19 protein-coding genes and 4 pseudogenes are annotated in these 21,347 nt (G+C 69.0%); 6 read left to right on the top strand and 17 right to left on the bottom strand.

What is annotated here, in order from left to right:
* Nucleotides 1-81 precede the first annotated feature (81 nt).
* Together ACFV3E_RS43165 and ACFV3E_RS43160 are read right to left on the bottom strand one after the other, a co-directional pair.
* Entirely contained in the window at nucleotides 82-399 is a 318-nt protein-coding gene (locus ACFV3E_RS43165) for a metal-sensitive transcriptional regulator (RefSeq protein ID WP_500541518.1), read from the bottom strand.
* Nucleotides 396-3,158: a heavy metal translocating P-type ATPase gene (locus ACFV3E_RS43160; RefSeq protein ID WP_500541516.1), complete on the bottom strand. Its 2,763-nt coding sequence runs from the start codon at nucleotides 3,156-3,158 to the stop codon at nucleotides 396-398. The genes ACFV3E_RS43165 and ACFV3E_RS43160 overlap by 4 nt, the downstream gene beginning before the upstream one ends.
* Nucleotides 3,159-3,353: 195 nt before the next feature.
* On the opposite strand from ACFV3E_RS43160, the gene ACFV3E_RS43155 reads away from it, so the two are divergent.
* Nucleotides 3,354-3,617 (top strand): SHOCT domain-containing protein, encoded by a 264-nt coding sequence (locus ACFV3E_RS43155; protein ID WP_500541514.1) that lies wholly within the window; start codon nucleotides 3,354-3,356, stop codon nucleotides 3,615-3,617.
* A gap of 295 nt (nucleotides 3,618-3,912) precedes the next feature.
* On the opposite strand, the gene ACFV3E_RS43150 is transcribed toward ACFV3E_RS43155, so the two are convergent.
* Entirely contained in the window at nucleotides 3,913-4,830 is a 918-nt protein-coding gene (locus tag ACFV3E_RS43150) for a DUF8832 domain-containing protein (protein WP_500541512.1), read from the bottom strand.
* Nucleotides 4,831-5,574: 744 nt separating this feature from the next.
* Nucleotides 5,575-5,703 carry a hypothetical protein gene (locus ACFV3E_RS43145; protein WP_500541510.1) on the bottom strand — a complete coding sequence of 43 codons (129 nt, stop codon included), beginning with the start codon at nucleotides 5,701-5,703 and terminating at the stop codon, nucleotides 5,575-5,577.
* A 740-nt stretch (nucleotides 5,704-6,443) separates the two neighbouring features.
* Between ACFV3E_RS43145 and ACFV3E_RS43140 the strand changes: the two genes are divergently transcribed.
* Entirely contained in the window at nucleotides 6,444-6,605 is a 162-nt protein-coding gene (locus ACFV3E_RS43140) for a hypothetical protein (RefSeq protein ID WP_500541508.1), read from the top strand.
* A gap of 120 nt (nucleotides 6,606-6,725) precedes the next feature.
* Here ACFV3E_RS43140 and ACFV3E_RS43135 read toward each other — a convergent pair.
* The 7 genes and pseudogenes from ACFV3E_RS43135 to ACFV3E_RS43105 form a co-directional block, all read right to left on the bottom strand.
* Nucleotides 6,726-7,278, bottom strand: a pseudogene (locus tag ACFV3E_RS43135) (Uma2 family endonuclease).
* A gap of 166 nt (nucleotides 7,279-7,444) precedes the next feature.
* Nucleotides 7,445-7,711 carry a hypothetical protein gene (locus ACFV3E_RS43130; RefSeq protein WP_500541506.1) on the bottom strand — a complete coding sequence of 89 codons (267 nt, stop codon included), beginning with the start codon at nucleotides 7,709-7,711 and terminating at the stop codon, nucleotides 7,445-7,447.
* A gap of 22 nt (nucleotides 7,712-7,733) precedes the next feature.
* Nucleotides 7,734-7,865, bottom strand: coding sequence for a hypothetical protein (locus tag ACFV3E_RS43125; RefSeq protein ID WP_500541504.1), 132 nt, complete (start codon nucleotides 7,863-7,865; stop codon nucleotides 7,734-7,736).
* A 438-nt stretch (nucleotides 7,866-8,303) separates the two neighbouring features.
* A complete protein-coding gene (locus ACFV3E_RS43120) occupies nucleotides 8,304-8,972 on the bottom strand; it encodes a nucleotidyl transferase AbiEii/AbiGii toxin family protein (RefSeq protein WP_500362121.1) in 669 nt (222 codons plus the stop codon).
* A gap of 5 nt (nucleotides 8,973-8,977) precedes the next feature.
* Nucleotides 8,978-9,370 carry a hypothetical protein gene (locus ACFV3E_RS43115; RefSeq protein WP_500541502.1) on the bottom strand — a complete coding sequence of 131 codons (393 nt, stop codon included), beginning with the start codon at nucleotides 9,368-9,370 and terminating at the stop codon, nucleotides 8,978-8,980.
* A 77-nt stretch (nucleotides 9,371-9,447) separates the two neighbouring features.
* Entirely contained in the window at nucleotides 9,448-9,627 is a 180-nt protein-coding gene (locus tag ACFV3E_RS43110) for a hypothetical protein (protein ID WP_500541500.1), read from the bottom strand.
* Entirely contained in the window at nucleotides 9,624-9,884 is a 261-nt protein-coding gene (locus ACFV3E_RS43105) for an Arc family DNA-binding protein (RefSeq protein WP_500541498.1), read from the bottom strand. The genes ACFV3E_RS43110 and ACFV3E_RS43105 overlap by 4 nt, the downstream gene beginning before the upstream one ends.
* A gap of 247 nt (nucleotides 9,885-10,131) precedes the next feature.
* Here ACFV3E_RS43105 and ACFV3E_RS43100 point away from each other — a divergent pair, with 247 nt between their 5' ends.
* Entirely contained in the window at nucleotides 10,132-12,801 is a 2,670-nt protein-coding gene (locus ACFV3E_RS43100) for a helicase associated domain-containing protein (protein WP_500541496.1), read from the top strand.
* Between the two features lie 89 nt (nucleotides 12,802-12,890).
* On the opposite strand, the gene ACFV3E_RS43095 is transcribed toward ACFV3E_RS43100, so the two are convergent.
* Nucleotides 12,891-13,502, bottom strand: coding sequence for an SMI1/KNR4 family protein (locus tag ACFV3E_RS43095; RefSeq protein ID WP_500541494.1), 612 nt, complete (start codon nucleotides 13,500-13,502; stop codon nucleotides 12,891-12,893).
* 1,013 nt (nucleotides 13,503-14,515) lie between these two features.
* Here ACFV3E_RS43095 and ACFV3E_RS43090 point away from each other — a divergent pair.
* Entirely contained in the window at nucleotides 14,516-15,310 is a 795-nt protein-coding gene (locus ACFV3E_RS43090; protein ID WP_500541492.1) for a leucine-rich repeat domain-containing protein, read from the top strand.
* Nucleotides 15,311-15,316: 6 nt separating this feature from the next.
* Here the strand turns inward: ACFV3E_RS43090 and ACFV3E_RS43085 are convergent.
* Nucleotides 15,317-15,469: pseudogene (locus ACFV3E_RS43085) on the bottom strand (hypothetical protein); the annotation flags it as partial.
* Between the two features lie 90 nt (nucleotides 15,470-15,559).
* On the opposite strand from ACFV3E_RS43085, the gene ACFV3E_RS43080 reads away from it, so the two are divergent.
* Entirely contained in the window at nucleotides 15,560-15,808 is a 249-nt protein-coding gene (locus ACFV3E_RS43080) for a hypothetical protein (RefSeq protein WP_500541490.1), read from the top strand.
* A gap of 132 nt (nucleotides 15,809-15,940) precedes the next feature.
* Here ACFV3E_RS43080 and ACFV3E_RS43075 read toward each other — a convergent pair whose 3' ends face one another.
* Nucleotides 15,941-16,339 (bottom strand): VOC family protein, encoded by a 399-nt coding sequence (locus ACFV3E_RS43075; RefSeq protein WP_500541488.1) that lies wholly within the window; start codon nucleotides 16,337-16,339, stop codon nucleotides 15,941-15,943.
* A gap of 93 nt (nucleotides 16,340-16,432) precedes the next feature.
* Here ACFV3E_RS43075 and ACFV3E_RS43070 point away from each other — a divergent pair, with 93 nt between their 5' ends.
* Nucleotides 16,433-17,422: a helix-turn-helix transcriptional regulator gene (locus ACFV3E_RS43070; RefSeq protein ID WP_500541486.1), complete on the top strand. Its 990-nt coding sequence runs from the start codon at nucleotides 16,433-16,435 to the stop codon at nucleotides 17,420-17,422.
* Between the two features lie 133 nt (nucleotides 17,423-17,555).
* Here the strand turns inward: ACFV3E_RS43070 and ACFV3E_RS43065 are convergent, their stop codons facing one another.
* The 3 genes and pseudogenes from ACFV3E_RS43065 to ACFV3E_RS43055 all read right to left on the bottom strand — a co-directional run bounded on the left by ACFV3E_RS43065 (nucleotide 17,556) and on the right by ACFV3E_RS43055 (nucleotide 21,187).
* Nucleotides 17,556-18,650 (bottom strand): IS110 family RNA-guided transposase, encoded by a 1,095-nt coding sequence (locus tag ACFV3E_RS43065; RefSeq protein WP_500541484.1) that lies wholly within the window; start codon nucleotides 18,648-18,650, stop codon nucleotides 17,556-17,558.
* 237 nt (nucleotides 18,651-18,887) lie between these two features.
* Nucleotides 18,888-19,752: pseudogene (locus tag ACFV3E_RS43060) on the bottom strand (IS5 family transposase); the annotation flags it as partial.
* Between the two features lie 168 nt (nucleotides 19,753-19,920).
* A pseudogene (locus ACFV3E_RS43055) lies at nucleotides 19,921-21,187 on the bottom strand (IS701 family transposase).
* Between the last annotated feature and the right edge of the window lie 160 nt (nucleotides 21,188-21,347).

Raw genomic sequence — 21,347 nt, 5'->3', positions numbered from 1 at the left:
CAGCCTGTGACCGAGATGTGGTCGGGTCGGGCGGTGGTCCCATCACCGTGGCCCACGGACGCTCACGATGTGCGGAGGCTGTCATAGCCGCAGCGTCCGGCGCAGGGCCACGTTGAGTTCGTCGAGTTTCGCCTCGCTCGTGGGTGGGTCCGCGCGGGCGGCGTTGGTGACGCAGCGCCGCATGTGGTCGTCGACGAGGGCGAGGGCTACCTCCTGCAACGCGTGAGTTGCGGCGCCGATCTGGATCAGGACGTCGATGCAGTAGCGGTCGTCTCCGACCATCCGTGTGATTCCGCGTATCTGGCCCTCGATTTTGTGCAGCCGCGCCAGGTGATCGGATTTGTGGTCGGCGTATCCGGGCGGGGGCCCGACGGGACCCCGGCCGTAGTCGCTGGTCATGAGGTGTGGCCCTCTTCGCGTGTGCCACGGATGTGCGGCCTGCCATAGCGGCCCGGTTCGGAGTCGAAGGCCGCAGCGCAATGGGACGAGCAGAAGTAGTGGGTGTCCTGCTCGTACTCGCGTTTTTCGGCGGCGCCGGCGGGGTCGACGCGCATCCCGCACACTGGGTCGACGGCGGCCTCCTGCTGGTCTTGCTTCGTGGCGGTTTCGGCAGGTGCTGCCGCACGGTCTGCCGCGACTTCGACCTGGGGATTCACTCGCGTGGCGGGGGCAGCGGGCAGTGGGGTGGGGTGCCAGCGGCGCAGACGGGAGGAGTTGGTGACGACGGACAACGAGGACAGGGCCATGGCGGCCGCGGCGATGATCGGACTGAGGCGGATGCCCCACAGCGGGTAGAGGACGCCCGCCGCGACGGGGATGCCGACGGCGTTGTAGACAAGGGCGAAGAACAGGTTTTGGCGGATGTTGCGCATGGTCGCCCGGGACAGCCGGATGGCCGTGACGACTCCGGTCAGGGAGCCTGAGATGAGCGTGATGTCGGCGGCTTCGATGGCGACGTCGGTGCCGGTGCCGATGGCCAGGCCGACATCGGCGGCGGCCAGCGCCGGGGCGTCGTTGATGCCGTCGCCGACCATGCCGACGGTGCGGCCTTCGCCTTGCAGGCGGCGGATTTCGTCTGCCTTATGCTCGGGCAGCACCTCGGCCAGCACGCGGCCGATGCCCACCTGGGAGGCGATCGCGGCTGCCGTGCGGGCGTTGTCACCGGTGATCATGACCACTTCGACGCCGAGGTGACGCAGTGCCGCTATGGCCGCGGTCGAGTCCTCCTTGACCGTGTCAGCGACCGCGAGGACCCCGGCAGGCCGGCCGTCGACGGCCATCAGAACCGGAGTTGCTCCGTGCGCCGAGTACGAGGCGGCGACCTCGGCCAGGTCGCGGGTGTCGATCCCGACGTCGTCGAGCAGCCGGGCGGCGCCGGCCAGTACGGCGTGGCCGTTCACTGTGGCCTGCACCCCCTTGCCTGTGACCGAGTCGAACCCGGAGGCGGTGGGCGGGGTGAGACCGCGCTCCCGCGCTCCGGCCACGATCGCGCTCGCCAGCGGGTGCTCGCTGTCGGCTTCGGCTGCCGCCACCAGTTCCAGCAGCACGCTCTCGTCAAAGCCCCCTACAGGGTGGATACCGGTCAGGGCAGGGGCCCCGGCGGTGATGGTGCCGGTCTTGTCGAGCACGACGGTGTCCAGCTTGTGCGCGGTCTCCAGGGCCTCTGCGGAGCGGATGAGGATGCCTGCCTGGGCGCCCTTGCCTGTGCCGACCATGACCGACAGCGGCGTGGCCAGTCCCAGGGCGCAGGGGCAGGCGATGATCAGGACCGAGACGGCGGAGACCAGGGCCAAGGTCAGTGTCGGTGCGGGACCAACGGTGAACCACACCGCGAAGGTGGCGACGGCGATGGCGATGACGACAGGTACGAAGTAGGTAGATACAGCGTCTGCGAGGCGCTGGATGGGCGCTTTGGACGCTTGGGCCTGCTGAACGAGCCGGATGATCTGCGCGAGCATGGTGTCGGCGCCGACCTTGGCCGCGCGCACCCGCAGGGACCCGGTTCCGTTGACCGTCGCGCCGATGACGGTGTCACCGGCGCGCTTGGTGGCGGGCATCGGCTCACCGGTGACCATCGACTCGTCGACGGCCGACGACCCGGACAGCACCACCGCGTCCACAGGCACCTTCTCGCCCGGCCGGATCACCACCTCGTCCCCGGTGGTCACCTCCTCCACGGGGATCTCGGCTTCGGTGCCGTCACGCACCACACGAGCGGTGCGCGCCTGAAGCCCGAGCAAGGCGCGGATGGCCTCGCCGGTGCCGGCCTTGGCCCGGGCCTCCAAGAGCCTGCCGAGCAGGATCAGGCTGAGGATGACGCCGACCGCCTCGTAGTACACCTCGCGAACGTCGCTCGGCAGCAGCACGGGAGCGAAGGTGACCAGCAGGCTGTAGCCGTAGGCGGCGGTGGTGCCCAAGGTGATGAGGCTGTTCATGTCCGCGCTGCGGTGCCGCAGCGCCAGCCACCCGGTCACGTGGACGGGCTGACCCGTGTAGAACATCACCGGGGTGATCAGCGCCAGTTGCACCCAGTGGTTCAGCATCCATCCGGGCACCCAACTGGCGCCGAACAGCTCGTGCGCCATCACCGCGAACAGCACCGGGAGGGTGAGCACCGCCCCGACGGCGACCCGTCGGGTCAGATCGGTGATCTCCGTCTGGCGCTCGGCGGCGTCCGCGGCCTCCGCTTCCGCCGCACTTGTACCAGTCGGGGAGCCTGCCGGAGCCGCGTGTGCCGGTTCGACGGCCACCGGCTCATCGTCCCGCGCTGCTTGCGAACCGTCGCCCTGGTCGACGAGGAGCGTGCCGTGGATCATGTGCATCCCGCAGTCGAAGCTGTACGACCCCTCCTTCTCCGGGCTGAGTCGCACCGTGGTGCGGGTGTGCGCGGGGAGACCGGCAGCCACCTTGAGCTCGGGGAAGACCACCCGTGAGGTGCACTCGCCCGCCTCCTGGCGGTCGAAGACCACCTCGATCGGGGTGCCCTGTCGTACGCGGATGACGTTCGGGCTGTAGCCCCCGCGCACAGTCACTTCGACGCGTTGCACCCCGTCCTCGAGACGAGCCGACCGAGCGCGCCGCGGTCCGAAGAAATACCAGCCCAGAGCGGCGATGAGTATGACGGAGGCGATCACGACGACGAGGTCGAGGGCACCCATGGCGGATCTCCCGTCTGCATGGTGACCCTTCCAGCGTGCCTCTCCCCTACCCCCACGGGGTAGGGGCTGTACGACCCCGCAGACGGGGACCGTCCGGCCCCAGCGCATGGCCCGCCACGGGGTGAAGGTGGGATTGACGCAAGGAGGATCCGGGCAAGCCCGTTCCGATGCCCGGTCAACGGGGAGGTGGACACGATGTTCTGGTACGGCCACAACATCGGCGGCTGGGGCTGGTTCACGATGTCGATCGGCATGATCCTCTTCTGGGCGCTGATCATAGGCATCGCCGTCCTGGTGTTCCGTGCCCTGGGGCGCCCTCACGAGCGCACGCGCTACCCCGCTGCCCCGGCGCCGGAGCAGGTACTGGCCGACCGGTTTGCCCGCGGCGAGATCGACGAAGAGGAGTACCGGCGCCGCCTCGAGGCACTCCGCACCTTCGGCCATCTCAGCAAGCCGTGAAGGAGACCGGCCGATACGATACGACCTGCCCGTCGCCGACGGCACGGTGTAGGGCTACCCTCCGGACAAACTCCTGAACGAAGTGCCCGAGGCACCCCCGCTGGCGGTGGCCGGGGTAGGTTGCACCCTGTCTCCGGAGGACGCGGCCTGCTGATCGGCCAGGACTGGGACACCTTGGTCATCGACGCCCACGATTCCGCTCACCGCCGCTATCAGGGCGCACACCACGAGGGCTGCGGGATCGGCACAGGGCACACGCCGTGGGGCGCCGCCCGGAGGCGGCGCCCCGGTCGTATCAGCTGACGTTCAGGGTCAGCTCGGCGGTGTGCAGGGTGCCGCCGGTCTGGAACTGCAGGAAGAGCCGCCAGTTGCCGGACTTGGGCAGCATGGCCTGGAACGCGAGGTCCGGACCGCCCCTGTCACCGTTCACCTCGGTCTGCGGGTGGAGATGGGCGAACGCCCGGTCGCCCTCGTGGAAGGCGGTCAGATGGGCGTAGGTGTCCAGGTAGGGCTGAAGGTCGGTGACGGGCTCGCCGTCCTTGCTGATGCTGACGGTCATGGGGTGGGGCATGCCCGCCATCGGCTCACCCTCGACCGAGACGGTGTAGCCGTCGACCTTGGTGCTGGTGGTGGCCGCCGGGAGCGAGGTCTCGTCAGCGGTGCCGGGAATGGTGGCGGTGCGACTGAGGACGAAATCCTTGCCCCTGCCCGAACCGCTGTCCGGCGTGAACGAGGCGTACAGCCGCCAGGTGCCCGGCTTCAGGGCTGCCATGCCGGCGGTCCAAGTGCCGTTGACCGCCATGACCGGGTGGAGGTGCTGGAAACCGGTCAGGTCGGAGCGGATGGCGTAGAAGTGCATCCGCTTGGTCTGGTCGAGCGCGAAGCCGGTGACCGGCTTTCCGTCGGGGCCGGTGATCTGAAACGTGTAGTCGGTCTGCCTGCCGGCAGGCAGTTCGGTAACGGCGGAGGTCACCGCGTAGCCGTCCTTGGTGTCGTTCAGGCCGTCGCCCATGCTGCCGTGGTCCATGTCGGGCATGGAGTCGTGGTCCATGCCCGACACGCCGGCTGAGGCCGACGACGAGGGTTGGGGGTCGTGGTGCATGCCGGGCATGGAGGAGTCGCTGGAGCCGCAGGCTGCCAGGGTCAGGGCGAGTGCGGCTGCGGTGCCGGCCGCCGTGAGAACTCGGCGGCGCACAAGGGTGGTCGCGAACATCGAAGGGTTCGTCTTTCCGGGTGGGCACGCCACGCCGGGTGGCGCGCGGGTGATCAGGACGTGGATGGCCTCAGCGCCTCGGAGGATCCGGGGGCTGGGGCGCGGGTCCTGTCAGGTCCGCGCGATACACATCTTGAGCAAGAGCAGCCGACCGCCCGGTGGCCCGCGGCGAGCCATTCCTTCCAGGCGCCAGGTCCTGTACGGGGCCCAGGCCGCGAGCAGGGCAAGAACGACAATCGCCACGAGGGGACTGGCCGGGAGCGGAAGCCGGTCTCCCGCGGAGATGGAGACGCACAGAACCCCGTGCGCATCCGTCCCCTGCTCGGTTGCCAGGGCGTGTCCCGCACGGGGGTGGTGCGGTGCGGCGGCAAACGGGTGGGCCTGCACGGGTGCGGGGGCGTGACTGTCGTGCGCCATGGTGCCCGCGGTGGCGGTGCCCTGGTTGTGGCAACCGGCGGCGGTTGCGGGGGCTCCGTGCATGAGAAACAGGCCGAGCAGGACCGCACACACGGCGATCAGCCGGGCTGTGCCCCGCCTCCGCTCGCGTCCGCCGCCCATACGCCGACCGCTCCTTCCACGCATCCCCTGCCTTACCGAGCCGAAGATACCCCGGGCGGGTACTCGATGCGGTGTGATATTCGGCCTCTCGGTCTGCCTGCTGCGATCACGGAAGCCTTCGACGCGATGCAGGTCGTGTGATGCGCCAGGCAGCTGTCAGGGGCGAGGCCCGTGCCACAACGGCTGTCAGCCTGTCGCTTGTTGCTTGACCCGTGAGGAGGGGATGAAGGTGTAAAGGCCGATTGTCGCGGGCGGCTCGGCGAGTCCTGGCCCGCCGTCGCTGATCCACGCGGCGATGTCCTCGACAACGGCCATATCGTTCACCAAGCCCAGCCAGACGGGTCGCCCGCCGGCCTTGCGCCCGGCCGGTGAGGGCTGCACAACCAAGACGTTCGCGTGATCACAGGCGTCCAAGCAGCCAGACACCCGAACTTGCCCTCGGTCGCCGATCGCACAGCGGAGGCGATGGAGCTGAGCCGCGTGATCTATGCCGGGCACTTCGCTTGTTCCGCAACAGCAGCCCCGACACACGGTCACGGTGCATCGGTCAGCCTCCGCCGCCTGCGTGCCCGATTGTGCGGAGCTCAAGTGAGTCAGCTGACCGGAATGCTCGACGGCTGCCGCGGACATGGGCGACTCCTTCTTTGGCGAGCCTGCTGTGAACTGGATGACCACCGGTGGAGGTGCAGATCATCTTTAGCGGGGAGCCTGGAAGTCCCACCGCGCCGGATACCCCCACCCGGTATTGACGGCGGACTCTATCAACAAGCCGCGTGGGTCGGAACGGTCACGCCATCACCCTAGGCAGCCGGCCTGGAAGACGGTCGCCGAGCGCGCACCACCGGCACCGTGTCGACCCCGTAACGGAGCAGCATCCATCGGCGATCAGACTCTGACCCGATCCCAGCGTCTATTTGATCCATGCGGCCCGTCCTGTGTGACCTGGTCCGCGGGAAACGATCTTGATGTTCGCGGGAAACGATCTACGATCGTTCTGTGTAAACGCCTGATCAGCGCATTTCGTCGGTGCCCCCATCTGGGCCGCGATCTCCTCGTTGCCGAGGCCGGCGACCGTCCATACCCTCGGCAACTGCGAGTGGATCAAGAAGGGGCAGCTGCACCTCGCGCCGCGCCCGCGCGCCGTACTCATCCCGCGCGACGTGCTCGGCTGGCCAGCGAAGGACGTCGCAGGGCAGTCACCGGCCACGACGGCCTGAAGCCCAGGTGAGGGGCTTCCAGTCCCCGCCTGGGGTCACGCCCGGGCACCGGAATAGCGGCGCACAGACGACCCGTCCCGCGTGCGCTGCTGCGATCAGGTAGTGGCAGTGCCGCTCAGGTCAGATCGAGCTGAGGCTGATCTCGAGGGGGAAGGGAACCGCAGTCTTGACGACGTCGGTGAAGACATCCCCGTCCCGGTAGACCCCGGCCGCCGGGTCGAGCAGGTAGGTATACACCAGAGGGACCCCGTTGGGTGTCTGCTCCACACGCCAGTAGAAGGAGATCCCCGCCTTGGCGTACTGCTCCATCTTCACGATCCGGTCGGTGGTCTCCGAGCCGGGCGAGACCACCTCCACGACCAGGAGCACGTGCTCCGGCCTCGTGGGGGTGATGTCGGTAGACCACGACGTCCGGGCGGCGGTTCGTCAGCGGAACGTCCTGCAGCCGGACATCAAAGTCCGTGTCGGCGTTCCATTCCGGCGACGCCGCAGCATCCAGGGCGTTGGCCAGGAACCGGGTCAGGCGATTGTGGCGCTTGGACGCGCTCGGACTCACCACGACCATCCCGTCCACAATCTCGATGCCCCTGCACTGCTCCGCAGACCAGGAGTCGTACTGTGCCGCGGTGATCGGTGTGTGCATCCACTCCGGCGCAATCATGTCAGCGGTCACGACGCACCTCCCTCGAAGCAGCAACGGTCCTGAGGTGACCCCGCTCAGTCTATGAGACCAGCGTGTACCGCTGTCCGTCATTGCCGGCGCCACTCCAAACGAGGCCCGACAGGCCCGGACAGCCGGCCTCTCCTGGGCCGCGTCGGCCGCTTTGGTGCCCGCAGCGTTAAGCGCGCTCGTCTGCGTTACGCCGCTGGGTGGTCTTCATCGGGGGCTTGGGGATGATGTCCGTGTCGCCCGGCCCGCGAGGTATGCAGGAAAAGCCGTCCGCCGTATCCGGGTCGTCGTGGACGACCGCGCCTTGCGTCTCGAGCATGACTCGCCATGACTCCAGACGCTCAGCCTTGTCCTCGTCGAGTGGCAGGCCGGCCCGCCGACGGGCTTCCACACGCAACATGATCACCGGGTGCAGCTGACGGTGCTCCCTCTTCACGGCCCACGGAATCAGCTCGTCATCACGCGCGATCCTGCGATCGAGCCCGCGCCTGTGCCGAGGTGCGGTGGTTGAGGCGGGAGGCGAGGAGGTTGCCGTGACCGGCGGCGACCACGGCGGTGTCATCCAGGACGACGTGCACGATCTGGTTCACCGGGCGGCCGTGGCCTGGGTCAGGCGGCGGTCGAGTTCGGCGTCCAGATCGTCCTGCTCGGCGGGGGTGGGGGTGGTCCGTAGAACTTGGCGCGGCGGGCCTGCTCCTCGGCATCCTTCCCGCGCGAGCGGGGGTGGTCCGGCCGGAGACTTGTGGCGCGGGCAAACCTTCGGATCCTTCCCGCGTAAGCGGGAATGCTTCGTACAAGAACAGCAACATGATCTGGGCGGCGTCCTTTCCCACGCGAGCGGGGATGGTTTGCCTGTGGGCGCCGGCCTGGCCCTGCACTTCCCGCGCGAGCGGGGGTGGTCCGTAGCCAGCCGCCGTGTCGCCGTGCGCCGCTCGGAGACATGGCAGCCCCCCCGATCCTTCGTGTCACCGGATTGGCACGTCCGAGTTTTGTCCACCAAGCGTGCGGCCGGGCTTGGATTACAGCCCTCAGTCGGCGTCGGGATGGCCGGACTCCTCGAGAAGCCGGGCCGCCAGGTCGTCGGCCCACTGCACGGCCCAGGAGCGCAGCGCGGCAATCGTGGTGTCGTCGAGGCCGTAGGCGGCGAAGGCTTCGTCGTCGGTCCACTCGGCGCCTGCGAGGTTGGCCTGGAGGTCTTCTCGTTCGAAGCGGCCCCGGGCGTGTCGGCGGCCGAACTCTTCCAGGTCGGTGGTGGACCAGCGGCGGGAGGCGGCGAACACGTCGATCAGGTCCCGGGGGGCGCCCCGGTCGCCGAGGGCGCGGACTTTGGTTCCGATCACGTCTTCCTCGGCGAGGACGGGCCCGTAGGGGCTGTGGGTGATGGGTCGCCAGAAGATCTCTTTGAGGATGTCGACCTCGCACTCCTGCCTCGTGGCGGGGTCGGACACGGTGAAGCGGGCGGACAGCGGGGCGATCTCCAGTGACTGCACGTGCCAGCCGCGTGCTTCCAGGCCGGTGCGGAGTGTGGTGGCGATGTCGGTCATGGGTGCCGGGTTCTGCGTGGCGACGTCGAGGTCCTGGCTGGGGCGGTTGACCAGGCGGTGGGCGCGGACGGCGTAGCCGCCGGTGAGGACGAGCGGGTAGGGGGAGCCGAGGGCGATGACGTCGGCCAGGAGCCGCGCGTGCAGCTCCGGCATGTCCGTCACGCGGCGGCCCGGGCGCGGTCGGCGAGCTGGGGGAACGTCTCCTCCCACACGGCGCGCACCGTGCGTCCGACCAGGCCGCGCAGGACGGGCCACATCTGCACGAGGAGATCCCGGTTGAGGTAGCGGGGCAGGTCGTCGTGCAGTCCTTCGTGCAGGACAGTGCGGTACAGGCCCATGCGCTGGCGGGGCTTGTCCAGGTCGTACGAGGTCATCCCCGACCAGGCGACGTGCAGTGGCAGATCCACGACCCCGTGGGCAGGCCCGCGCAGCTCGTCCAGGGAGGCCGGCAGACGCCGCCGGAACTTCTCCCGGTACAGCGCCAGGTCCTCGGCGTACACGCCGGACTGGTCTGCGGTCCCCGGCACCTGGGGCTGCGAGCTGGCTGCCATGCCCCCATTATGGCCTCGGGACGACAGCGGCGAGGCCGGACCCCGCAGCGCGCGACAGGTCAAGGTCGCGCAGGCCGTCACGTCGGGCAACGCCCGGGTCCGCCGCGGCTGGCGGCGACCAGGGCGCAGGTCGGTACGTACAGGTGCCGGCCCGCTTCGGCGGGGGCGCGGCGGATGAGGCACGCGCCGAGGAGGTTGCCGCGGCCTGCGGCACCCAGGACAGTGTCATCCCAGACGACGTCCACGCCCTGGCTCACGGGCTGGTCGTGGCCCGGGGCAGGCGGCGGTCGAGTTCGGCATCCAGGCCGTCTTGCTCGGCTGGAGTGGGGGCGTAGCCGTTCCACTCGTTCAAGATGGCGCAGGCCTGCTCGGCGCGCACGGCGCGCTCGGCAGGGGTCGGGAGGCTGTCGGCCAGGCGGGCCAGATAGGCGCGCAGCGACAGGCCTTCGGCGGCGGCGGTCTCCGCCAGCCGGTCCCGGGTCTCGGCGGGGATCCGGACGTTCACATCGGGCACGCGGGGTCTCCGTTCACGGTGCTGCAGGACCCTACCGGGGGGTTCGGTTGCGTTCCCGTGTCCGCTTCTGGGACGCGCGCGACACCCGAGACCGGCGGACGAGCCTCAGGCCGGCCCGCGGCCGGCAACGGGCCGGTACGGTGTCACACCCGGACGCCTTGGCTCACCCACGTACATGAGCAGTGCGTGCGGGCAGGAACAAGGTGCCGGCGGCGGCTGTCCCAGCGTCGCAAGAGGAGGAGCAGGCGTGAAGAGCGTCCGGCTGCGCGAGCATCAGATCGAGGCAAACGCGCGGATCCGGCAGTGGGCGGGATTCCCCACACGCTCCCCCGTGCCCGCCGAGGGGGCGCGGGCCACGCTGGTGTCCGCAACCGGGTCGGGGAAGACGATCACCGCTGCGCAGGCGGCGCTGGACCTGTTCCGGCAGGGCCGGATCCTGGTGATGGTGCCCACCTTGGACCTGCTCGTGCAGACCGCGCAGGCGTGGCGCCGGGTCGGGCACCGCGCGCCGATGGTGGCGGTGTGCTCGCTGGAGGGCGACGAGGTCCTGGAGCAGCTCGGGGTCCGTACGACCACGAACCCGGTCCGGCTGGCGTTGTGGGCGGGGGCCGGGCCGGTGGTGGTGCTGGCTACGTACGCCTCGCTGGTGGACCGCGACGACATCGACGACCCGGCGGGCCTGGGACGGGTGCGCGGGCCGCTGGAGGCCGCTCTCGCTGGCGGGGCGCGGTTGTACGGGCAGCAGATGGACGGCTTCGACCTGGCCGTCGTGGACGAGGCGCATGGCACGGCCGGAGACCTGGGGCGGGCGTGGGCGGCGATCCACGACAGCACCCGCATCCCCGTCTCCTACCGGCTGTACATGACCGCCACCCCGCGGATCCTGGCCGCGCCCCGGCCGCCGGTCGGCAAGGACGGCAGCGAGCTCGAGATCGCCTCCATGAGCGACAACCCGGCCGGCACCTACGGCCAGTGGATCTACGAGCTCGGCCTGTCCGAGGCCATCGAACGCGGCGTCCTCGCCGGCTTCGAGATCGACGTCCTGGAAATCCAGGACCCCGACCTCACCCTCGGCGTCCCCGAAGAAGCCCTGCGGGGCCGGCGCCTGGCGCTCCTGCAGACCGCGCTGCTCGAACACGCCGCCGCCCACAACCTCCGCACGGTCATGACGTTCCACCAGCGCGTCGAAGAAGCCGCCGCATTCGCCGCCAAGCTCCCGGAGACCGCAGCCGAGCTGTATGCGAGCGAGCCGTCCGAGCACGCCCTGGCCGAAGCCGGCGCGCTGCCGGTGTCGTCGATCGACGCCAGCTTCTACGACCTTGCTCCTCACCGGCACGTCGCCCCGGACCGCGTGTGGGCGCAGTGGCTGTGCGGCGACCACCTCGTGACCGAACGACGCGAGGTCATCCAGCAGTTCGCAGGCGGCACCGACGCCCACGGACGCCGCATGCACCGGGCATTCCTCGCCAGCGTCCGGGTCCTGGGGGAAGGCGTCGACATCGTCGGGACACGGGGAGTCGAAGCCGTCTGCTTCGCCGACACCCGCGGCTCACAAGTCGAAATCGTCCAGAACATCGGCCGCGCCCTTCGCCCCAACCCCGACGGCCGGGCAAAAGTGGCGCGCATCATCGTGCCGATCTTCCTCCAGCCCGGGGAAGACCCCGACAACATGATCGCCTCAGCCTCATACCGGCCCCTGGTCGCCGTCCTCCAAGGCCTGCGCTCACACGACGAGCACCTCGTCGAACAACTAGCCAACCGGGCGCTGAGCAGCGGACCGCGCACCATCCACGTGCAGCGGGACGCGAACGGCCGCATCACCGGCGGCGGGGAGCAGGAGCCAGGCGCGGAGGGTGCGGGCGCGGTGGAATCGGCGCTGCTGAACTTCGCCACCCCCCGCGACCCGGCCACCATCGCCGCATTCCTGCGCACCCGCGTCTACCGACCCGAATCCCTGGTCTGGCTCGAGGGCTACCAAGCGCTACGCACATGGCGCGCCGAGAACGGCGTCACCGGCCTGCACGCGGTGCCCTATGACACTGAGGTTGATCTCGGGGTGGTGCGGTTCCCCCTCGGGCGGTGGATCAACCAACAGCGAAGGGCGTTGCGGGCCGGGGAACTGGAAGAACGCCGCAGGAAGCTGCTGGATGAGCCCGAAGCCGGCATGGTCTGGGAACCCGGCGACCAGGCTTGGGAAACCAAACTCGCTGTGTTCCGCGCCTTCCACCGCACCCACGGGCACCTCGCCCCCAGGCAGGACGCCGTCTGGAGCGACGGCCCCGACGGCGAAACCCACCCCGTACCCATCGGACAACACCTGGCCAACCTCCGCCGCCAGGGCGGCCTCGGCAAGAACACCGAACGCGCCACAACCCGCGCCGCGCAGCTGGCCGCGATCGATCCGGACTGGGACTGCCCCTGGCCACTGGACTGGCAACGCCACTACGCCATCCTTCGCGACCTCGCCGAAACCGAACCCGACCACTCGGTGGCCGGCATCGAACCCGGAGTGCGGTACGAGGGCGATGATCTCGGGGCATGGATCGCACGGCAGTCCGGGAGCTGGGCCCAACTGACCGGCGAGCAGCAGCGGCGCCTGTCGAAGCTGGGCCTGACACCCGCCGAATGGCCCGCCCCGGCACCCGTCGAAGGGGCAGCCCGAAAGCGGGCTGAGAAAACCTCGGAGGGCTTCCAACGCGGCCTGGCAGCGCTCGCTCAATACATCGCCCGCGAAGGCCACCACCGAGTGCCCAGAGCCCACACAGAACCGATCACGGTCCAGGCCGCGGAGGGCGAACCGGCGCAGGAGGTGCCGGTGCGCCTGGGTGTGTTCCTGAGCAACCACAAGACCCGACGCAACCGGCTCAGCCTCCAGCAGCGCACCGCACTCGCCGAACTCGGGGTGGAATGGGCGTAACGCCCTATGCGGCAGGTCCCGGCAGCCGGGCCAGGCGCAGGCGGAAGCACTCAACCGGAACATCGGCCTGGATGCGGCAGGAACGTGCACTATCGGTGTTCTGCCACCTCCCAGAGCAGATCGCCAGCGTCGTCCACGACGGGGACACACGGCTGTGTGGTGCCGCCGAGGGAAGCGTGACGGAGCAGGGCCGGCGTCCCCGACTCGAACGCGGCTGCGACGTCTTGGAGCATGGCAGCCACCGAACTCCACAGCTCCACTCCAAGGACCCAGGTCTCGTGGTCCCACAAGAAGACCGCGCCGTACGAATCACCGGGCCGCAAGTCGACGATGAGACCGTCACCGCCAGGGCTCATCGCGATCGGCAGGAACCCGGGCAGGAAACGTGGTTCGGGTTCGCCGTTCGCGTCCAGGGCGGTCCCTTCCTGTTCCGCGACAAGCAACCAGACCTCTCTCGTCTCCAGAGCTTCTTCCAGGCTCACAGGAGCAAACGCTTCCGGGATCCAGTAGTCGGCACTGACGCGGGGCAGGGTCCACCACGTGACCAGGTCGGCGGGAAAACTCACCCCAAGGCTTGCCTCGGCCGCGCGGAGCCGGACTTCGTCTGCAGTCGCTCTCACAGGGGCCTTTTGGAGAAGTTCCTGGAACCAGGCACTGATACGGTCCCACGCCTGGTGCACGTCGTGATCAATCGAGGTCATGGCCAGGAGTCTTTCAACGTGCCGGCAGCCGGGCGAGCCCCCGCGCGCCGGCCCGGCAGCGGCACGGCGGGCTGAGTGACTGGGTGCAACCCCCCAAGTGTCCGGAACCCGAGACAGAACCGATCGCGGTTGAAAGCCAGACCGAGCCGGAGCTTCATAAGCAACCACAGGGCCCGGCGCGACCGGCCGTGCCAGGCCCGGCGTGTGCTGATAACACCCACGGCGCAGCGAGGAGCCTGGCCGGGACTGTGCATGGGGAGCTCGGCCCCGCCCTTGTTTGCCTCCATGAGCGGCGTACACGAGACGGCACGATTCCTCGCTCTGTCGCTGGCACGAGGCGCCATACGGCTGTACACCGCCCGATGGATGGGGGCGTTCCGGTCAGCGCGCAAGCGGACGAGGAACCGCTCCGCCTCGCATACGGCTGTGGAACCCGGCGGCTTCGGGACGGCAGCCTCAGCCAGTAGAACCGGGACAGACACCGAAAGGGTCCGTGGCGTGAGCCAGGAAGTACCCGCAGACCTACCCGACGGGCAAAGCGCCCTGGTCAGCGCGCTACGCTCGCGGTCATGCCAGACAGAGTCCGAACACTGGTGCATGCCTTCTGGGCCATAGACCGTTTTCTGGGCGGTGAGCGCCCGCCATCACGGACGCAGAAGTTCGCAGCCCGGCACCCGCTGCTCCTGACCCTCCTGGCAGGAACGGCCTGGGGGGCCTACTTCCTGGTACTACCGGGAGTCCAGTCATCCGACTTCGTCATCGCGCCGGTGGGGGGCCTCCTGCTCGGCGGAATCTTCGGGCTCACAGCTCTGTATGAGCGGCACCGACAACGCCGTCTGCGACGGCTGGGCCTGTGGAACGGCTCATGACAGCCTGATCGGTTACGACCGTCCAGCAGGTCTGTTCTCGTCCGCCAGCCATAGCCAAGGAGCCCCCCGCTTGGCCAGGGGTCGTTTGTGTTCACTGGTGTTCGGATGGTGCCGTAGCAGACGCCGCGTCCCTATCGTTGCGCCATGACGGACGAACAACTCCCTGCACGGGTCTTCCCGAACCGTTTTCCCGAGGCGGTGGAATCCCGGCCTGGTGTGCCGCAGGACCGCTGCCACTGCTTCAGCCAGGTTCGGGTGAGTCCTCCCGGCGCGATGACGTCCTTCCACGCCGAGATTCAGGACACCAGTGCTCCGGGCTGGCTCCGATTACTGGAGCTGATCGAAGAGGCGGCGGCCGACGGGCGGGAAGAATTCCGCCCGCTGCCGGAGCTGAGCCTTGATGAGCGGCGGCAGATCGTGACGCTGCCGGCGTCGATCGGGCGGCTGACGACGGTGCGGACCCTTGTGCTGTACGGGAGCAACCTGGTGCGGATACCTCCGGAGATCGGCGGCATGGCGAGCCTGGAACAGTTCAGCCCGTACACTTCGCGACGGCTGCACTGGTTCCCCTACGAAATCACGCGGTGCGCTCGGCTGGCGAACAGCACGGTGAGCACGCGCTCGATCTACGGCAACTACAAGTACCGGCCGCCTTTCCCACGGCTCCTCCCGCCCGGCGATACGGTCCTGGACCTCGACAGCCTGGATCCCTACCGCTGGGGCACCACTGCGGCCCGCACCTGCAGTGTCTGCACCGGGCCGATCGCGGCGACGGGCCCTCACCAGGCTTGGCTCTCCCAGGTGGTGGCAACCGACGTCCTGCCGCTCTTGGTCAACGCCTGCTCCCAGGCGTGCCTCGACGCGCTGCCACCTGGGGCGAAGGGCTACATCCCTACGCCTCATCGGGGCGGTGCGACCGAACAGCCCCCGTCGCGTTGACCGTCGTCACCCGAGCCCCAGAGTCCTGACGTAGCAGAGCCTGTAGCTGTCCTCGTACCGCGCCACCTCGCTGAGGAGTTCGGCGCCCTGAGCGCGCAGGCGGGTGACGGTGTCGTCGACGGCGAAGGTGACACGGCGCAGGCCCAGTGTGTTGGGCACGTGTTCCGCGGCCGCCGCCTGCGAGCCGCCAGGCCCTACCACACGGGCCGCAATGGATTCGGCGGGGCCGCTCAACCTATGGGGTGCCGGATGGGTGAGGAGGTTCTACTGAGCAGGTGTGGCGGGCGCCGGGCCGTCGCCGAGGTCATCGGCCGCCGCCTCGGCGTGCCGGTAGCCTCCCTCGGCGAGGAAGCCGCGACCACCCACTTCGGGTGGATCCTGCGGTTCGCCCGCAACGACAACCCGACGTCCAGCACCACGACCCGTGAGCGCTACGACTGGCACCCCCAGGAGCCCGGCCTGCTGGCCGACCTCGACCAGGACCACTACTTCGCCTGACCCATCGGGAATCAGTGCACAACCGCACCGGCTTACCAGGTCGGGTGACCTTCGTGTCGAACTCCCCCGCCGGGCATCGGCCACCCTCGTGGCCGATGCCCGGCATGCGGTACTGAGTGTCCGTGCCTGTCGTCAGCGTGCGAACCTCGCGATGGCCGCTGGGGTGACGGGGGTGAAGAAGTTGACGAGGTTGCCGTCGGGGTCGCGCAACAGCAGTGACCGGTTGCCCCAGGGCATGGTGGTGGGCTCGGCGACGAAGTCGGTGACGAAGTCGGTCAGGTTCTGGTGAACGCGGTCCACGTCGTCGACGAGGAACTCGGTGATGACGCTGTGGTTGGACGCAGGGCGGGCTGAGCCCGGGGCGAACAGCGGGACCGTGCGGGTGCCGGCGATCGCGAGGGTGGCGCCCGCGGTCTTGAGTTCGGCGAAGTCCTCGGTGGCCCACGCCGCCGGCGCACCTGTGGCTCGCTCGTAGAACGCGACGAGACGCGCGACGTCGCTGGTGATGATGCGGATCGAGACGAAGTCCATCGGGATCTCCTTGGCCGTGCTGAAGGTGTGGACGTCGCAGGCTAGGAGAAATAGTGGACAGAATCGGTCCTGTATTTGCGCTAGGCTGCAAATGTGTCTCGCCCCACCGTTCGCGTGCTGACCCTTCTGGAGCTGCTGCAGTCGGGCGGCACCCGGACTGTGGCGGAACTCGCCGAACGGCTCGGCGTGGAAGGGCGCACGGTGCGGCGCTACGTGGACCAGTTGATCGACCTGGACGTACCCGTGGAATCGGTGCGCGGCCGCTACGGCGGGTACCGGCTCGCCCCCGGGTACCGGCTGCCTCCGCTCATGTTCAGCGACGACGAGGCGCTGGCCGTGCTGCTGGGCCTGGTCGCCGGCCGCCGGGCAGGGTTGACGACGACGGAGCGCACGGCGAACGAGACGGCATCGGCCAAGATCCGGCGGGTGCTGCCCAAGCACACCGCCCGTCGGCTCGACACACTCCTGGAGGCCCTCGACTTCACGGATCGGGCCGGAGCGTTCGACACCCCGGACGCCGACGTTCTGCTCACCCTCGCCGATGCGGTGCGCCACCGCCGTCCGGTCTCGATCCGCTACACCGACCGCGACGGACGGCGCAGCGAACGCACGCTGCACGCGTACGGGATCGTCGCCCACGCGGGCCGGTGGTACGTCACGGGGAAGGACACCCGGATCGGCGAGGACCGGACCCTCCGCCTCGACCGCATCGCGGACCCGCGGACCCTGCCCGGCTCCTTCGAAGCGCCCGAGGGCCCCGGTCCGGCACAGCGCGTGGTGTCGGCGTTCGCCACCGCCGAGTACCGGCATGAGGTGACCCTGCGGATCCACGGTACGGTCGCGCAGATCCGCGCCCGCCTTCCCGTCAGTGTCGCGAGCCTGGAGGAGTACCCGCCGGGGGCGGGCGAGGACCGGGCGACCGAGCGCTGGCTGCGCGTTGAGCTGCGGGCGGAGCGGCTCGACTGGTTGCCTCCGGTACTCGCCTCACTCGACCGACCGTTCGTCATCGAACGGCCCGACGAGCTGCGCGACCTCGTCACCGCGCTCGCCGATCGCCTCGCGTCCCACGCCCGTCAAGCCTGACAGCGAGCAACCTGTGTCATGAGATGAGCCCTCTAGGACTTGTCCGGCCGATCATGTTCGGAGCCAGATGGCGAGTGATGCTGCGGTGGCGGTGCCGAGGAAGACGTAGCCGCGCTTGATGCCCCTATGGATGTCAACCGGCTGATCTTGACTGCGCCAAGCTTGGCCGGAGCGTAACGATCGTCTGGTAGATCTCGCGGGCGACGTAGCGTTTGAGACAGCGGATGGCTTCGCGGTGTGTCTTGCCTTCGCTGATTCGGCGTTCGATGTAGGCCCGGGTGCGGGTGTCCCAGCGCATCCGGGCCAGGACGATCGTGTAGAGGGCGGAGTTGGCTTGGCGGTCGCCGCCGCGGTTGAGTCTGCGCCGCTGGGTTTTGCCGGAGGAGGCTTCGACGGGGCCCGCGCCGCAGAGAGCGGCGAAGGACGCCTCGCTGCCCATCCGCTGGGGGTTGTCCCCGGCTGCTGTCAGCAAGGCTGAAGCGGTGTCGGGGCCGACGCCGTAGACATCGAGGAGCTTTGGTGCACAGATGCCGATGGTGGCGGTGATCCGGCTGGTGAGCTCGCTGATCTCATCGGTGAGATGCAGGATGCGCCTGGCCAGGAGCCGGAGCGTGTGCCGGGCGGCCCCCGCGGGACCGGGGTCTTCTCCGGGGTTCAGCTCGCTGCAGCGGCGGATGAGCCTGGGATTGCTCAGGCCGGCCAGCGATTCACGCAGGGCAGGGTCTGCGGCGACCAGGATGGCCTTGAGCTGGTTGATGGCCTGCGAACGGGACTTGACCGCGGAGGTCTTGGCCATCTTGAACAGGCGGATTGTCTCCACCGGGCCGTTGATGGTCTTGGCGGCGGCGGTGGCACGGCCGGAGAGGACAGCATGAGCCGCTGCGGCTGCGTCGATCGCGTCGGACTTGCCGCGTCGGCGGCGGACGGCTTTGTCCGGCTGGTTGACCTCGGTGACCGTGAGGCCCTCGCTGTGCAGGTAACGGGTCAGTGCGGCTCCGTAGGAGCCGGTGCACTCCACGCCGGCCCGCTGTAACCGTCCGAAGGAGCGGGCCCAGGAAAGCAGCTGGCGGTATCCCTCTCTTGTGGTCGGGAACGCACGGTTGTCCAGCACTGCCCCGGTCGTAGTGACTACGGCCGCTGCGTGGATGTCCTTGTGGGTGTCCACCCCGAGCACCACTTCCTCGCTGAGGTCAGTGGCGTGGTGACGTGGATGGGTGTGCTGGGTCATGCTGTTCACGGTCGACTGTCTCCTGACGCTGCGGGAACACCGGCCGACGCCGGGCCGAGTGCGGCGGTCAGGACTGTGACGGTGCCTGTCGCGAAGGCCCCTATCGGGACACGCCCACCGGTCCGGCGGCAGCATGCGCCGCCTCAGACAGTGGTCGGCAGATCAAACGCAAGGCACCGAAGCCAGTCGTATCGCGGGCCAGACCACTACCCAAGGCGGCACCCCCACATCCTCACAGTCGTATCTGGTGGCCACGGCTCGGTGCTGCTTGAGTCGGTTGATGGCTCGTTCGATGGTGTTGCGTTTCTTGTACCGTTCTTCGTCGAAGCCGGGTGGTCGTCCGCCGCGTGAGCCTTTGCGCAGGCGGGCGGCCTGGGTGTCAGCCGTCTCCGGGATGGTGTGCCAGATTCCCCGGCGTCGCAGGTACCTGCGGATCGGTCCGTTGCTGTAGGCCTTGTCCGCGGCGACGCTGTCGGGCTTCTTGCGGGGCCTTCCCAGGCCGAGCTTGGGCACGCGGATCTTGTCCAGCACCTTCATGAACTGAGTGCAGTCCGCCCGCTGCCCGGTGTGACGATGAGGGACAGCGGGCGGCATCGGCCGTCGGCGCTCAGGTGGAGTTTGCTGGTGAACCCGCCCCGCGAGCGGCCCAGGCCCTCATTTCCTGCACCACCTCCACCAGGCGAGCGTGCAAGCTCTGCCACGCGGTCTCGTCCTGGTGTTCTGCCTGCTCGGCCCCCTTTAACGCGGGTGCCAGTGGCGGATCGGTGCGGGCGCCGGCCGCGTGCTGATGCGCTCGGACGATGGTGGAGTCCACCGAGATGTCCCAGTCGATTTCACCCGCGGCATCCGCGGCGGCCTGGACCTGCCGCAGCAGACGTTCCCACGTCCCGTCCGCCGACCACAGCCGGTGCCGTTCATAGACCGTCTTCCACGGCCCGAACCGTTCGGGCAGGTCACGCCACTGCACACCGGTCCGCACCCGGTGCAAAATCCCGTCGATCACCTGCCGGTGATCCCGCCACCGGCCACAACGCCGATTGCTGACCGGCAGGAACGGCCGCAGCCGTTCCCACTCCGCGTCTGCCAGATCGCCCCGCCCCATGTCCACATCAACGAGCTGAACAGCGAGTAGTCACACGATCGGCCGGACAAGTCCTAGTAGTGCTTGGTCAGGTCGGTATTGGGGTGGGTATGTCGCGGTGGCAGGTGGGGCAGGCGCCGGTCCAGGTCGCGAGGAGGATCTGCAGGTCACGGACGACCTGGTAGAGGCTCAGGCCGGCGCCGCGTCTTTTGGGGCTCGGGTCAGTCGTTGCAGGGTGCAGAAGGCATGGGCGATGGAGACGAGGGTGACGTGGTGGTGCCAGCCGTTCCAGGTCCGGCCCTCGAAGTGGGCCAGGCCCAAGGCCTGCTTCATCTCCCGGTAGTCGTGCTCGATGCGCCAGCGGAGTTTGGCGAGACGGACCAGGGTGGTCAGCGCGGTGGTCTCGGGCAGGTCGGACAGCCAGAACTGGACCGGCTCCTTCTCACCCGCGGGCCACTCGGCCAGCAGCCAGCACGCCGGCAGTTCCACGCCGTCGGTGGCCTGCCGGATCTCACGTCCGGCTGGGCGGATCCGCAGGGCGACGAACCTGGAGTAGATCCGCTTGACGCCTGAGCGGCCGGTGCCGGGCCGAGATCCCTCACGCCACTGCACCGGCCGTGCCGCGCCACGTCCCGCTGCGATGACCAGTTCCTTCACCGAGCGGGCAGGCTCTGGATATTTCGGCACTGGCGGCCGGCCGGTCCCGCAGTACGGTTCGGCGACCGGTGCCGCATCGCCGGGCTGGGCCGACAGCGTGCTGGAAATACCCACCACGTAGTTCATGCCCCGCGCGTTCAGGCCGAGCCGGAAGGCCGCCGCGTCGCCGTATCCGGCGTCCGCGATCGCCAGCGGCACATCGATCCCCCCACGAGCGGGTCTCGTCGGCCATGTCCAGCGCCAGCTGCCACTTCTCGACATGGCCGACGTCCTCGGGGATCGCGCAGGCCGCACGGCGTGCAACCTTGTCCGGGTCCGCTTTCGGCGAGGACGGATCCCAGCCCTAGGGCAGGAACAGGCGCCAGTTCACGGCCGCCGAGGCATGGTCACGGGCCAGATGCAGCGAGACGCCCACCTGGCAGTTGGTGACCTTGCCCGCGGTGCCGGTGTACTGCCGCGACACACACGCCGAGGCGTTGCCGTCCTTCAGGAAGCCGGTGTCGTCGAAGACCAGCGCGGTGGGCCGGATCGCCGATTCCATCTTCCACGCCAGACGGGCCCGCAGATGGGCCGGATCCCACGGGCTGGTGGTGATGAAGTGGGCCAGCGCCTGCCGGTTGCCGTCCTCTCCCAGCCGGGCTGCCATCGGCTCGATCGACTTGCGCCGAGCGTCGGTCATCAGACCACGCAGATAGACCTGCCCCCACCCGCGCTGATCCTTGCGCGCGAACGGCTCGAACACCTCTGCCGCGAACGCCTCCAACTCATCACGCACCACAGCAACTTCGTCCGGACTCACACCTTCCCAACGCCCAACCAACCCACAAGGACACGCACAGACTCAGCCGACTTGACCAAGCACTACTAGATGATCGATTCCAAGGGTTCGGGCCCGAGAAAGGGGTGAGGGTGTCCAGGCTCAGTGTGTGACGACCGAGATAGACACCCTCGCTACCGCA

Origin of the sequence: Streptomyces sp. NPDC059718, from assembly GCF_042733315.1 — a bacterium.
Lineage (GTDB): Bacteria > Actinomycetota > Actinomycetes > Streptomycetales > Streptomycetaceae > Actinacidiphila.
The sequence above is the reverse complement of the archived record's forward strand: the minus strand, read 5'-3'. Positions and strand labels throughout refer to the sequence as shown.